Source organism: Amycolatopsis sp. NPDC059027, from assembly GCF_042739735.1.
Classification (GTDB): Bacteria; Actinomycetota; Actinomycetes; order Mycobacteriales; family Pseudonocardiaceae; genus Amycolatopsis.
The window spans coordinates 75,748-88,419 of sequence record NZ_JBHYIK010000005.1 but is presented as its reverse complement, the minus strand read 5'-3'; the positions used below and the strand labels follow the sequence as shown (position 1 = coordinate 88,419).

The 12,672-nt window shown below is 69.0% G+C and carries 12 protein-coding genes; 7 read left to right on the top strand and 5 right to left on the bottom strand.

What is annotated here, in order from left to right; genetic code table 11:
• Positions 1-26: 26 nt before the first annotated feature.
• On the top strand, positions 27-647 hold the full coding sequence (locus ACFWY9_RS05190) for a TetR/AcrR family transcriptional regulator (protein ID WP_378325065.1): 621 nt from the start codon (positions 27-29) through the stop codon (positions 645-647).
• Between the two features lie 28 nt (positions 648-675).
• Here the strand turns inward: ACFWY9_RS05190 and ACFWY9_RS05185 are convergent, their stop codons facing one another.
• Positions 676-1,371 carry a maleylpyruvate isomerase family mycothiol-dependent enzyme gene (locus ACFWY9_RS05185; RefSeq protein ID WP_378325064.1) on the bottom strand — a complete coding sequence of 232 codons (696 nt, stop codon included), beginning with the start codon at positions 1,369-1,371 and terminating at the stop codon, positions 676-678.
• Complete coding sequence (locus ACFWY9_RS05180) at positions 1,368-1,961, bottom strand: TetR/AcrR family transcriptional regulator (protein ID WP_378338208.1); 594 nt, start codon at positions 1,959-1,961, stop codon at positions 1,368-1,370. The genes ACFWY9_RS05185 and ACFWY9_RS05180 overlap by 4 nt, the downstream gene beginning before the upstream one ends.
• Before the next feature lie 121 nt (positions 1,962-2,082).
• Between ACFWY9_RS05180 and ACFWY9_RS05175 the strand changes: the two genes are divergently transcribed.
• On the top strand, positions 2,083-3,015 hold the full coding sequence (locus ACFWY9_RS05175) for an alpha/beta hydrolase family protein (RefSeq protein ID WP_378338207.1): 933 nt from the start codon (positions 2,083-2,085) through the stop codon (positions 3,013-3,015).
• A gap of 3 nt (positions 3,016-3,018) precedes the next feature.
• On the opposite strand, the gene ACFWY9_RS05170 is transcribed toward ACFWY9_RS05175, so the two are convergent.
• Together ACFWY9_RS05170 and ACFWY9_RS05165 are read right to left on the bottom strand one after the other, a co-directional pair.
• Complete coding sequence (locus ACFWY9_RS05170) at positions 3,019-4,563, bottom strand: flavin-containing monooxygenase (RefSeq protein WP_378338206.1); 1,545 nt, start codon at positions 4,561-4,563, stop codon at positions 3,019-3,021.
• Complete coding sequence (locus ACFWY9_RS05165) at positions 4,563-5,486, bottom strand: diiron oxygenase (RefSeq protein ID WP_378325060.1); 924 nt, start codon at positions 5,484-5,486, stop codon at positions 4,563-4,565. Before ACFWY9_RS05165 ends, ACFWY9_RS05170 begins: the two co-directional genes overlap by 1 nt.
• A gap of 113 nt (positions 5,487-5,599) precedes the next feature.
• On the opposite strand from ACFWY9_RS05165, the gene ACFWY9_RS05160 reads away from it, so the two are divergent.
• Complete coding sequence (locus tag ACFWY9_RS05160; RefSeq protein ID WP_378338205.1) at positions 5,600-6,253, top strand: TetR/AcrR family transcriptional regulator; 654 nt, start codon at positions 5,600-5,602, stop codon at positions 6,251-6,253.
• Positions 6,254-6,327: 74 nt separating this feature from the next.
• Here the strand turns inward: ACFWY9_RS05160 and ACFWY9_RS05155 are convergent, their stop codons facing one another.
• Positions 6,328-7,380, bottom strand: coding sequence for a LacI family DNA-binding transcriptional regulator (locus ACFWY9_RS05155; RefSeq protein ID WP_378325058.1), 1,053 nt, complete (start codon positions 7,378-7,380; stop codon positions 6,328-6,330).
• A gap of 72 nt (positions 7,381-7,452) precedes the next feature.
• Here ACFWY9_RS05155 and ACFWY9_RS05150 point away from each other — a divergent pair, with 72 nt between their 5' ends.
• The 4 genes from ACFWY9_RS05150 to ACFWY9_RS05135 are packed head-to-tail and all read left to right on the top strand — an operon-like array spanning position 7,453 to position 12,615.
• The gene (locus ACFWY9_RS05150; RefSeq protein WP_378338204.1) at positions 7,453-8,823 is read left to right on the top strand and encodes a sugar porter family MFS transporter; all 1,371 of its coding nucleotides are present in this window, start codon (positions 7,453-7,455) and stop codon (positions 8,821-8,823) included.
• Positions 8,820-9,986 carry an ABC transporter substrate-binding protein gene (locus ACFWY9_RS05145; RefSeq protein WP_378338203.1) on the top strand — a complete coding sequence of 389 codons (1,167 nt, stop codon included), beginning with the start codon at positions 8,820-8,822 and terminating at the stop codon, positions 9,984-9,986. Before ACFWY9_RS05150 ends, ACFWY9_RS05145 begins: the two co-directional genes overlap by 4 nt.
• The gene (locus ACFWY9_RS05140) at positions 9,983-11,425 is read left to right on the top strand and encodes a class I adenylate-forming enzyme family protein (RefSeq protein ID WP_378325055.1); all 1,443 of its coding nucleotides are present in this window, start codon (positions 9,983-9,985) and stop codon (positions 11,423-11,425) included. The genes ACFWY9_RS05145 and ACFWY9_RS05140 overlap by 4 nt, the downstream gene beginning before the upstream one ends.
• Positions 11,426-11,439: 14 nt before the next feature.
• A complete protein-coding gene (locus ACFWY9_RS05135; protein ID WP_378325054.1) occupies positions 11,440-12,615 on the top strand; it encodes a CaiB/BaiF CoA transferase family protein in 1,176 nt (391 codons plus the stop codon).
• The last annotated feature ends 57 nt before the right edge of the window (positions 12,616-12,672 follow it).

Sequence of the window (12,672 nt, the reverse complement as noted above, 5' to 3'; positions counted from 1 at the left end):
GATAGGGCGCGTGTTATTTTCCTAGAATGAACCCCGAGATGGAGGGTGAACGCGTCAAACGGGAACGCAATCAACGGGGCCATGGCGAACGGCTGCGCATCGAGATCCTCGAAACGGCGAGTGTGCTGCTGAACGAACTCGGCGCGGCGGACGGACTTTCCCTGCGCGCCGTGGCCAAGCGTCTCGGCATCGCCGCGCCCAGCGCGTACGCGCATTTCAGCGGCAAGGCGGAGCTGGTCGACGCGCTGGTCGGCTACGAACGCGGGCGCATCGGGGATCACATGGACGCCGCGGCCGAATCCGCGGGCGGCAATCCCCGGGATCGGCTACGAGCGTCGGTGCACGCACTGGCGATGTTCCTGCTCCGCAATCCGGGCGCGCACCGGGTGCTGCTGCAGGCACAACGCGCGACGGACGAAGTGCCGCGCGAGAACAACCCCACCCTCGAGCGCATCACCGTGCTGCTGCGGTCATGCGTGGACGCGGGACTGACCGTGCGCCTGCCGGTCGCGCGCGCCGCCGTGCTGCTCGCCGTCGGAGCGCCGAGCGCCGCGCAGATGGCCCTGCCCCGGCATTCGAGCGCCGAGGCCGAGGCCGCCGTGTGCGAGTTCGTCGACGACCTGGTCTTCCTGGTTCTCGGCCACTGAATCGTCCTCTGTGGACACGCGGTGCTCGTCACAGCCACCTTCCCAGGTCGGGCGGATCGGTCAGCGCCCCCGCACCCCGGCCGGTCAGCCACCGGCAGAGATCGGCAGCCGAACCGTCCACAGTGGCCGGTCGCGCACCGGGGACGTCCACCTGCCAGGTCCTGCTCCTGTCCACCGGGCGCAGCAGCAGGCCGGGCCCCCTGCCTTGCCGGGCGGCCGTGAGATCGGTCAGCAGCGCGTCGAGCAGCTCCGGCGGGAAGTCGTCGAACCCGGCGCCGATGCCGAGATCGGCGCCGTGGATCCACAGCTCCCGCGTCCGCAGCCACGGCACCTCCGCCACCGGCACGGCCTTTCCCTGCGCGGTGACCACGAACGTTTCCCAGCCGTCGCCGGGGAACTCGGCCAGCACGGCGCGCAGGCGGGTGTCGTAGTCGCGCAGCAGTTCCCGCAGCTCCGCCGGGGCGAGGGTAGCGCCGTGGTCGATCTCGGCGTTACGGATCTTGCCGTCGGCGTACATCGGTGTCACCACACCGGTCCTGGCCCAGCGCAGCAGCCGCGACAGCGCCTTGGCGTTGTACCCGATGTGGGCTACGAGGTGAGCGACCGTCCAGCCGGGCAAGGTACTCGCGGTGGCGAACTCCGCGTCCGGCAAAACGTCCACATGCGACAGTACGCGTTCCGCGCCCGTTTCGACCCATGCCAGCCGCTGTTCGACCAGGTTCACTTTCGGACCCCCTCGTCGACTCGGCGTAGTCCCGCGACGAGAAGCGCGACCAGCCGCCGCGCGTCATAGCGAGAATTGCCGCCGGCACCCGCGCAAAGGCCACCGACGCCGCGCATGAGTTCGTACGCGTCTTGGCCGGAGCGAATCTCTCCCTCGGCCGCCGCGGCGTCGAGCAACCGGCTGCACACCGGCACGAGACGGTCGAGGAAGTAGGAGTGCAACGGGTCGAAGCAGGGGTCGTCGGACTGCAGCACGGCCGCGAGCCCCTGTTTGGTGACCACGAAATCGACGAAGAGGTCGATCCACCGCGCCAGCGCGGCGTACGGGGTCTCGCTGGTTTCCAGCAGGGTGGGGCCCTCCTCGGCGAGGAACTCGACCTGGTGCCGGTAGACGGCGACGATCAGATCCGCTCGCGTCGGGAAGTGCCGGTAGATCGTGGCCGTCCCGACTCCGGCCTCGGCCGCGATGTCCCGGATCGGCGCCTCCACGCCCGACCTGACGAAGACCGCGGCGGCCGCGTCGAGCAGGGTCTTCTCGTTGCGTCGCGCGTCGGCCCGCTTGGGCCGGGCCACACGTTCGCCCTCGTTCACCGCACCCTGCCTCCGCTCCCGACGTTGCTAAACGGAACACTGTCCCGTATCGTCAAACGGGACAGCGTCCCGCTTGCTCATCATGGCAGATCAGGGACTCGCTTGGAAGGAAGTTCGCTTCATGACCGCATCCGGCACGGTGATCACGGACGTCGATCTCGGCGTCTCCGCTCCCGTCGTCTCGGTGAAGCCGGTGGTGCTCCCTGCCCCGGGCCGCGGCGAGGACCTGCGAGTACGGGTGTCCGCACCCGCGACCGGCGATGCCTTGCCGATCATCGTCTTCTCGCACGGATTCGGCTCGTCGCTGGACGGCTACGGCCCCTTGGCCGACTTCTGGGCCGCGCACGGTTTCGTGGTGATCCAACCCACCCATCTCGACTCGAGAACACTGAACCTCGCGCCCGGAGATCCCCGCACGCCACGGATCTGGCGATTCCGGGTCGAGGATGTGAAGCGCGTACTCGACCAGCTGGATTTCCTGGAGACTTCCGTTCCCGGACTCGGCGGCCGCCTCGATCGAAACCGCATCGCCGCGGCCGGGCACTCCTTCGGCGGGCAGACGACGGGCAATCTGCTGGGCCTGCGCGTCCTCGATCCGGAGACCGGGGAGGGCGAGGATCTGTCCGACCCGCGGATCAAGGCGGGTGTGCTGCTGGCCACGGCCGGTACCGGCGGGGCCGACCTGTCGCCGTTCGCGGCCGAGCACTTCCCGTTCATGAACCCGAGTTTCACGGACATGACCACGCCCGCCCTCGTGGTCGCGGGCGATCGGGACGACTCCCCGCTGACCACGCGGGGGCCGGACTGGATGGCCGACCCCTACTTCCTGAGCCCCGGAGCCAAGAGCCTGCTCACACTGTTCGGGGCCGAACATTCGCTGGGCGGCATCCCCGGCTACGAGGTCAAGGAAACGACGGACGAGCACCCCGGACGGGTCGCCCTGATCCAGCGTGCCACCTGGGCCTATCTTCGCCACGCGCTCGGCATCGAGGACGCCGGCTGGCCGGCCTTGCTGGAGAGCGAGAATCCCTTGGGCCGTATCGAATCCAAGTAGAACTCAGCTCGCGGACCGGACGCGCGGGGCCGGATCCGGAACCACCCGGGGTCCGGGTGCCGTGCGGAGTTCGTAGTGCGACAGCGGGAAGTGGCCGGCCCGCCAGCGTGCGGTGAGACTCGATTGTGGACGGACGATCGACGGTTCCCCGTTGCGGTCGAGGTAGTAACTGTTCGAACCCGCGCAGGACGGGTCCAGGAACAGCCCTTTCCGGTGCTGACGCCGCACTTCGGCGAGGAACCGGTCGTGCGCGTCCTGCCGCACGGCCGCGTAGGTGGCACCCCGGCCCCGAGCGTGGCTGATGACGCGCTCGGCGTGCCGGGTCTGCGTCTCGGCCATCACGAGCCACGACCAGCTCGTCGCGAAATGCGGGCCGGGGATCAGGAACAGGTTCGGGAAACTCGGCACCGTGATGCCCTCGTAGGCCTGGAACCGGTTCTCGAGCCACCAGTCGCGCAGGTCCGTCCCGCCCTCGCCCCGCAGCGCGTAACCGGGAACGCTGTCGTACTCGAAGAACTTGAACCCGGTGGCGAGCACGAGTGTGTCGATAGGACGGACGCGGCCGCCCTCGGTCTCGATGCCGCCGGGCAGGATGCGGCGGATGGGCGTGGTGACCAGCTCGACGTCGTCGCGGTTGAAGGTACGCCAGTAGTCGTTGGAGATCGCCGGGCGCTTGCAGCCGAATTCGTAGCCCGGCAACAGTTTCGCCCGGGTTTCCGGATCCTTGACCTGACGCCGCAGATGCTGCTCGGACTGCTTGCGGATGAGCTTCACCAGGAACGGCAGCCGGGCGTGATTGGTGACACCGAACAGCATCGCCAGCTCGATCCCGCTGCTGACGGCCGCACGGGCCGCCCACCGCACCGGCGGCACGTGTTCCAGCACCCACCGGGCCCGCGGCGACAGCCGGAACTCCGGTTTGGGCGCCACCCAGATCGGCGTGCGCTGGTAGACGTCGAGCTGGGCGACCCGATCGGCGATGGCGGGCACCAGCTGCACCGAGGACGCGCCGGTGCCGATGACCGCGACACGTTCCCCGGTGAGGTCGTGGTCATGGTCCCAGTGCAGGGTGTGAATGGTCTTGCCCGCGAAGGTGTCGATGCCTTCGATGTCCGGGATCTGCGCTTTGCCGAACACGCCGTGCGCCGAGATCAGGAACCGCGCGGTCAGCACCGCACCGTCCGAAGTGGTCACGACCCAGTGGTGGTTCTTCCCGTCGAACTCGGCGTCGACGACGTCCTTGCCCAGCCGCACATGGGAACGCAGGCCACGGGAGTCCGCGATGTGGTCCACATAGGACTTCACCTCGGCGCCCCGCGCGAACACACGCTTCCAGCTCCCGGTCTGGGCGAAGGAGAACTGGTACGTCACCGAAGGAATGTCGACCGCGACACCGGGATAGGAATTGTCCCGCCAGGTACCGCCGATGTCGTCGGCGCGTTCCAGGATGACGAAGTCGGTGATGCCCGCGTCCTTGAGGCGGATCGCGGCACACAGGCCGACGAAACCCGCGCCGACGATGACGACTTCGTGGTCCGGTGTCGTCATCACGCCGCCTTGCCGTCCGGGTGCAGGCCCGACATCCGCCACAGCAGCCTGCTCGGCCCGGCGATGATGTCCTGCTCGTGCAGGAACGCCCGCAGCTTCTCGAATCCGGTCGCGTAGATCCGCGCCCGATGTGGATTCTTCCTGGCCTCGCGACGCGCCCGGCGGGCCGTCGCCGCGTCGAGACCGGCGCGGCGGAACACCTCCGGCCGGGTGAGCACCGCCTTGAGGAGCAGGGCGCCGATCCCCGCGACGAGCCGCGCGAACGCCCGTTCCGGCCAGCGGGCCCGCGACATCCGGCGCGCCAGGTCCTCGCGGGCGAAGCGGATGTGGCGCGCTTCCTCGGTGACGTGGATGCGCATGACCTGCCGCACGAGCGGCTGCAGGTCGTCGTCGTTCATGGTGATCCGCTGCAGCGCGTCGAAGATCTCCTCACCCACCAGCGCCGCCACCCACACGGACGGCCCGGTGAGGATGAACGGCAGCACCCGGCCGAGGTTGTGCAGCACGAACCCCTGCCGGTACACGCGGCCGCCCGCCTTGTCGATGAGCCTGCCGAACATCGTCATGTGCCGGCATTCGTCGCCCAGCTCCGTCCACGCGTAGTGCACGTGGGAGCGCGTCGGGTTCTGTTCGTAGGTCATCCGCAGCAGCATCTGGTTGAGGATGTTCTCGAACCAGATGCCCACGCTGACGGTGTTGATCATCTCCTGGCGCGAGATCTCGATCCGCTGCTGTTCGCTCAGCTCGTCCCACAGCCGCGTCCCGTACAGGGTCACCATGCTCGGCGGCGTGAAGAACTTGCCCTCGACCAGCGGCGCGTCCCAGTCGATGTCGACATCGGGGTCGTACGAGCGTTTGACCGAACCGAGCAGCAAACGTCGTGCTGTGACTTCCCGCTCGCTTGGCTGCTTCGTCGCATCCATCAGGCCTCCCGATCGTGACGGCGGAGCCGGGCCTTATGGCTTAGCATCAGAACGCATGTAACAATGAAAGTCAAGTTGTAAAGTCCGTCAGGTCGGCAGGATAAGGTTTTGTCATGCGCGGTGACACCCTCGACGACGACAACCTGCTGAAGCGGGCACTCGACAGCGAGCTGCCGGACGACGAGACGACCGAACGCATCATGGGCGCGGCCCTGCAACAGGCCGAGGACTTCGGGCTGCGACGCTTCACCATCGACGACGTCGCCCGCCGGGTCCGGGTCTCCCGCGTGACGATCTACCGGTACTTCCCCAAGAAGGACCAGCTGCTCAACGCGCTGCTCATGCGTGAGCTGCGGCGCTTTCTCACCAAGGTCGACGCGGTCATCGCCGCCGAGCCGACGCCGGAGGCCAAGCTCATCGAGGGCCTGATCTTCTGCCTGGACTTCCTGCGCGGGCACCGGCTGCTCAACCGGCTGCTGCGCACCGAACCCGAACTGATCCTGCCGCACCTGACCACGCAGGCGGGCACCCTGATCGCCGCCGCGCGGGCGTGGATCGCCGGGCACATCCGCGACGAGGTCGGCGCCGGGCGGCTCGTCCTGCCGGACGAGGACATCGAGTGCGCCGCCGAACTCATCGCGCGCACGGTCATCTCCCTGGTCATCACCCCGGACACCGTGCTGCCCCTCGACTCCCCGGCCGGACGCCGCCGCCTAGCCGACCTCTACCTCACCCCCATCGTCCAAACCCTCCGCCCGAGCGAGTGACGCCCCCAATCACGTGAGATCTCCGTTCAATCACGCGAGATCGCGCCCCAAGCACGCGAGTGCGCCGGAGCGTCTCAGCGGGGCGGGGCCGTGGAGCCTCGGATGACCAGTTCCGGGGCGGGTTCGCGGATGACCTCGTGTCGCGGCGGGGCGCCGTCGAGCTGACGCAGAATCGCCGCGACCGAGCGTCGTCCCAGTTCCCGCAACGGAAGCCGCACCACGGTCAGCGGCGGCGAGAGGTGCTCGGCGAAGAAGACGTCGTGCAGCGCGACGATCGACAGATCGCGGGGGACTTCGAGCCCGGCCGCGCGAGCGGCGGTCATCGCGCCGACCGCCGAAAGAACGTTGCTGACCACGATCGCCGTGACGTCCGGGCTCGCGGCGAGCAGTTTCGCCAGCGCCACCCCGCCCGCGTCGGTCGTGTGGCCACCGGCGAGCGACGGTCCATCTTGGACACCCGCCGCACGCAGCGCGTTCCGCCAGCCGCGGACCCGCGCCTCGGAACGGGCCTTGGGCGCGCCCAGCTTGAGATGCCCGATCGCGGCGTGCCCCAGGTCGAGCAGGTGCCGGGTGGCGACGTGCGCGGCCGCTTCGTCGTCGAGTGCGACACTGCCCACGTCGTCCCGCGTGCGGTCGTTGACGAGCACCAGCGGCAGCCGCGCCGAAGCGATGTTGGCGACCGTGTCGTCGGCGGTGGTACTGCCGCGTTGCAGCAACAGGCCGTCGATCCGGTTGCCCCGCACGATCCGCTCGAAGGCCTTGTCGCCCCGCGCGAGTTCGTCCGCGTCGGCGAGCAGCAGGGCAAAGCCGTTCGCGCTGGCCTCGGCCTGCGCGCCGTCGAGGATTTCGCTGTACACCGGGTTGCTGGTGTCGTGCACCGCCATCCCGATGATGCCGACCTCGGCCTTCCGCAACGCCCGCGCGACCTCGTTGGGCGTGTAGTTCAGCTCCTCGGCGACAGCGAGTACCCGCTGCCGGGTGTCCTCCCGGATCCGCAGCGTCTCGTCGCCGCGCAGGAGCCGGGACACCACGGCCGCACTGACGCCGGCGGCACGCGCGACGTCGCTCATCTTGGCGCGGCCGTTATGCGGCCGTGACGAGCTCGACGGTTGACAGTTCTCGGGCACGGACGCAAGCTTACCTCGCGGTAAATCGATTTACTTACCCACGGGTCCCCGCCACAGTGAGGAGATCGGACGATGGAGTCCGCGGTGCCCTCGCCCAGCGCGAACACACGCTTCGTCCGCTCCGTCGCGGTCGTCGCGGCGCTCGGCGGACTGCTTTTCGGCTACGACACCGGGATCATCTCCGGTGGCCTGCTGTTCATCCGGACCGAGTTCCACCTGTCCGCGCTCATGGAGGGCGTGGTCGTCAGCTCGCTGCTGGTCGGGGCCACGATCGGCTCGCTCGTGTCGGGCAGGCTGGCCGACCGGTACGGCAGGCGCGCGGTGCTGCTCGGCACCGCGGCCGTGTTCGCGGCGGGCGCGCTGCTGGCGGGACTCGCCCCGGACGAGACCCTGCTGGTGCTCGGCCGGTTCGTCCTCGGCCTGGCAATCGGCCCGGCCTCGGCGGTCGTCCCGCTGTACATCGCCGAGATGGTGCCCGCCGACCGGCGCGGCGCGCTGGTCAACTGCAACCAGCTGATGGTCACCATCGGCATCGTCGTCTCCTACGCCGTCGGGTTCGCGTTCGCGCCGATCGAGGGCTGGCGCTGGATGCTCGGCCTGGCCGTCGTCCCCGCCGCGCTGCTCGGCGCGGGCATGTGGTTCCTGCCGGAAACGCCCCGCAACCTGGTCCGGCGGCAGCTGCCCGGCCAGGCCAGGACGGTGCTGCGCTCGATCCACGGCAAGGAAGACGTCGAATCCGAACTGGCCGAAATCCGCGCCGCCGACGAGCGGGACCGGACGTCGGTCGCGGCCCGCGGCGTACTACGGGACCGCTCGGTGCGGCCGATGCTCGTCGTCGGCATGGGCCTGGCGGTGTTCTCGCAGATCGCCGGGGTCAACACGATCATCTACTTCGCGCCGTCCGTGCTGGCGGACTCCGGATTCGGCGCGTCGGGCTCGATCCTCGCGCAGGTCGGTGTCGGGGTGATCAACGTGCTGATGACCGTCGTCGCGATGACGCTCGTCGACCGCGTGGGCAGGCGGCCCATGGTGATCACCGCGTTCACCGGGATGGGCGCGGGCATGCTGCTGCTCGGCCTGGTGTACCTGCTGCCCGCGCAGGGTGGTGCCGTGGCGTGGTTCGCGCTGGCCTGTATGGCTGTCTACATCGGATTCTTCGCCTTCGGCGTCGGGGCGATCCTGTGGGTGCTGATTTCCGAGATCTACCCGCCGAAGGTCCGCGGTGCCGCGGTCGGCATGGCCACGATGGCACACTGGCTCGCGAACTTCGTGGTGGCGCTGACTTTCCCGCTGCTGATCGCCGCCGCGGGCGCCACCGCGACGTTCTGGATCTTCGCGGTCGCCTGCGCGGCGGCGACGCTTTTCTGCGTGCGGCTGGTGCCGGAAACGAAGCGGCGTTCGCTCGAAGAGATCTCCGGCGGCGCACCGGCGGTGGCCTCATGATCGTGCTGCGGGGGATGGCGTGGGGCCATCAACGTGGGATCGGCTGCTTGCGTGCGGTGTCCACTGTGTACACGGAAGCGAATCCGAGGGTGTCGGTCGTCTGGGACTCCCGCTCGCTCCAGGACTTCGAGGACATGCCGATCACCGAGCTGGCGGACCGGTACGATCTGATCGCGATGGACCACCCCTACGTCGGCCAGGCGCAGACGACGGAGGCGCTGCTCCCGCTCGAAAAGGTCATGTCCGCGGGGTCGCTGGCCGCGCAACGGGCGGGGAGCGCCGGGCCGAGCTACGCTAGCTACACCTGGGCCGGCAGCCAATGGGCGGTGGCGATGGACGCGGCGGCGCAGACGACGGCGTATCGGCCGGACGTGCTCGGCCAGCTCGGCTGGAGCATGCCGCCGCGTACCTGGGACGGCGTTTTCGAGCTGCTCAAGTCCCTTCCCCGCCACCGGAAAGCCGTCATCCCGGCGAATCCGACGCATCTGCTCGGCAGCCTCCTCACCCTGTGCGCGCAGCAAGCGGGCACGCACGAAGGCTGGCTCGGCCGTTACGGTTTACGTCCCGACGTCGCCGTGCCCGCGGCCATCCGGTTGCAGCACCTACTGGACCTGGCCGACCCGGTGTCGTGGACCAGCGATCCCATCCAAACGCTGGAAGCCCTGCGCAGCGGGGACAGCGTCGTCTACGCGCCGATGATCTTCGGCTACGTGAACTATTCCCGAGTGGACAGTGCCGGGCATCCCCTGCGCTACGCGGATATTCCCTCCCTCGACGGCGCACCGGCGGGGTCATTGCTCGGCGGGGTCGGATTGACCATCTCCTCGCGATGTGCCGAACCCGAAGCGGCGGCACGGTTTCTCGAGTACGTCGTCAGCCCGGGTTGCCAGACCGGGGAGTACGTGGAGTCCGGCGGCCAGCCCGGTCACCGCGCGGCGTGGACGGACCCCGCGATCGACGCGAGTTGCGGGAACTTCTTTTCTCGCACGCTGTCCACCTTGGACAACGCGTTCGTCCGGCCACGTGATCCGGCCTATCCGTCGGTCCATCATCGCGCAGGGCTGGAGATCCACCGGCTGGCACGGCAAGGCGCCAGTGCCGTCGAAATCGTCCGCCGGTTCAACGACGTCTGCCTGATGACCTACGCGAGCGCGGGCCTATGACAACGTTGCCCGAGCTGGTTTCCGCCGCGCACCGGCGTTTCGCCGAGCACCCCGCCGTACTGGGCGAGCATGGCACGATCACGTTCGCCGAACTCGGTGCCCAGGCACGTTCCGTGGCGTACACCCTGGCCGAACTCGGACTACGGCCCGGGGATCGGGTCGTGATCGCGCTGGACAACCGGCCGGAGGTCCTCGCGGTCGAACACGGAGTGTGGCTCGGCGGGTTCGTGCGGGTCGCGGTCAGCACCCGGCTGCATCCTGAGGAGATCGCCGGAATCGCCGCGGACTGCGCGGCTGCCGTCGTCGTCTGCGCGGCCGATCTCGCCACGCGGCTGGACGAACTTTCCGTGTGCACACCGGAACAGCTCCTCCGCGGCGGTGCCGGTCCCGAGCCACCGCATTCGCCCGGCGACCTCGTCGCGCTGATGTACACGTCCGGGAGCACGGGCAAGCCGAAGGGCGCCCGGGTGACGAGCGCGGCGTGGGTCGCGATGCTGGAGGCGATGTGGACCGCGCTGCCCCCGATCGGGCCCGGCGACGTCGTGCTGCACGTGGCGCCGATCAGCCATTTCGGTGGCTCGGTGGGAAGTGCGTACACCCTGGCTGGTGCGGCCGCGTTGCCGTTGCCGCGTTTCGACCCGGAAACCGCACTGGCCACGGCCCGGCGACATGGGGTGACCGCGATACCGCTCGTGCCGACCATGCTGGACCGCCTGGTAGCCGTCGCGGAGCAGGATGCGTTGCCACTGAAGGCGGTGGTCTACGGCGGGGCGCCGATCCATATTCCCGCGCAGGTCCGGGCGCGCGCGGTGTTCGGCGATGTCCTGTACCAGTTCTATGGGCTCAGTGAAGCGCTCGCGCCGCTCACCGTACTGTCCGAAGTGGACCATGCCGGCCCCGATCCACTCCGGCTCGCCTCGGTGGGGCGACCGGTGTCGTCGGTCGAGTTGTCCGTTGTGGACGATCAGGGCGAACGCGTCCCGAACGGCGGGATCGGCGAGATCCGGGTTCGCGGGCCACAGATCATGCCGGGGTACTGGAACGGCGTGGAGATCCCGGCGGGCGGCTGGTTCGCCACCGGCGATCTCGGCTTCGTCGACGAGGACGGCTACCTGCACCTGACCGGGCGCCGCAGCGAGCTGATCGTCACCGGCGGGTTCAACGTCTATCCCGCCGAAGTGGAGAACGTGATCGCGGCACTCGACGGTGTCGCCGCGGTAGCCGTGCTCGGAGTTCCGGACGCGCAGTGGGGTGAGACCGTTGCCGCGGTGATCGTCGCCAAGGACGGTCGCGAACTGTCCGCAGTGGATATTCGAAGAGCCTGCGCGGATCGGCTGGCCGGGTACAAGAAGCCCCGGCGGATCGTGTTCGCCGACCGGCTGCCCGTCAACAGCACCGGCAAGGTCGCCAAGCAGGTGCTGCGATCCTGGTTCCAGTAGAAGGAGGAAGTTCTGTGCCACAGGCGTTGGACGGCGTTCGCGTCCTCGATTTCACGCAGATGATGCTCGGCCCGTACGGGACCCAGGTACTGGCCGACCTCGGCGCCGACGTGATCAAGGTCGAGCGGATCGACGGCGAATGGGAACGCGGGCTGCGGATGCAGGGCGACCTCGTCGACGGCGACTCGGCCGCGTTCCTCGCGATGAACCGCAACAAACGCTCGGTCGCCGCCGATCTGCGGTCGGCCGAGGTGCGGGACGCGCTGCTGGAGATCGGCGCCACCTGCGACGTCGTGGTGGAGAACTTCCGGCCCGGCGTGCTCGCCCAACGCGGTCTCGGCTACGAGGATTTCCGGCGGGTCAAACCGGACATCATCTACTGTTCGGGTTCCGGCTGGGGTCAGGACACGCGCTACGCCAAGGAGAACCGGCCCGGCCAGGATCTGCTGATCCAGTCGATGTCCGGCCTGGCGGCCAACGGCGGCCGGGCGGGCGACCCGCCGACCCCGGCGGGGACCGCGATCGTGGACGCCGCGACCGCGCTGACGCTGGCGAACGGGATTCTCGCCGCACTGGTCGCGCGGCTGCGCCACGGGGTCGGCCAGCGGGTCGAGGTCGACCTCTACTCCACCGCGATTTCGTTGCAGTGTCAGGAGATCTCGTCACTGGTCAATCAGGACACCGAGTTCAGCCGGTCGGTCGCAGGCGTCGGGCAGGCGTGGCTGGAGGCCCCGTTCGGGATCTATCGCACCGCCGACGGCTGGCTCGCGGTCGCCATGGCCCCGCTGGACGTCGTCGGCCCGCTGTTCGACGTCCCGAAGATCGCCGGGCTCGACGCGTGGAAGAACCGCGACGAGGTGAAGCACCGCATCGAGGAACGCACCGCACGAAGGTCCACACAGGACTGGCTGGACACGTTGCTGCCCGCGGGTGTGTGGTGCGCCAGGGTCCGCGGCACCAAGGAGGCCGTGGACGAGCTGCGCGCCGACGATTCGGATCTTCTCGTCCGCACCCGGCTCGCTTCCGGCCGTGAGGTCGAGCTGATCGGCTGTCCGATCCGGATGTCCGAAACCCCGTGGGCACTGCGGTACGCGCCGCCCGCGGTGGGCGAGCACACCGACGACGTGCTCGGCGAAGTGCTTTCCGCGGACGACCTCGCGCGGCTGCGTGCGGACGGAGTCATCGCATGAGCGAAGCTTGCGAGCGAATCATGGATATCATGCGCCAAAAGGGATCGAACACTGTCT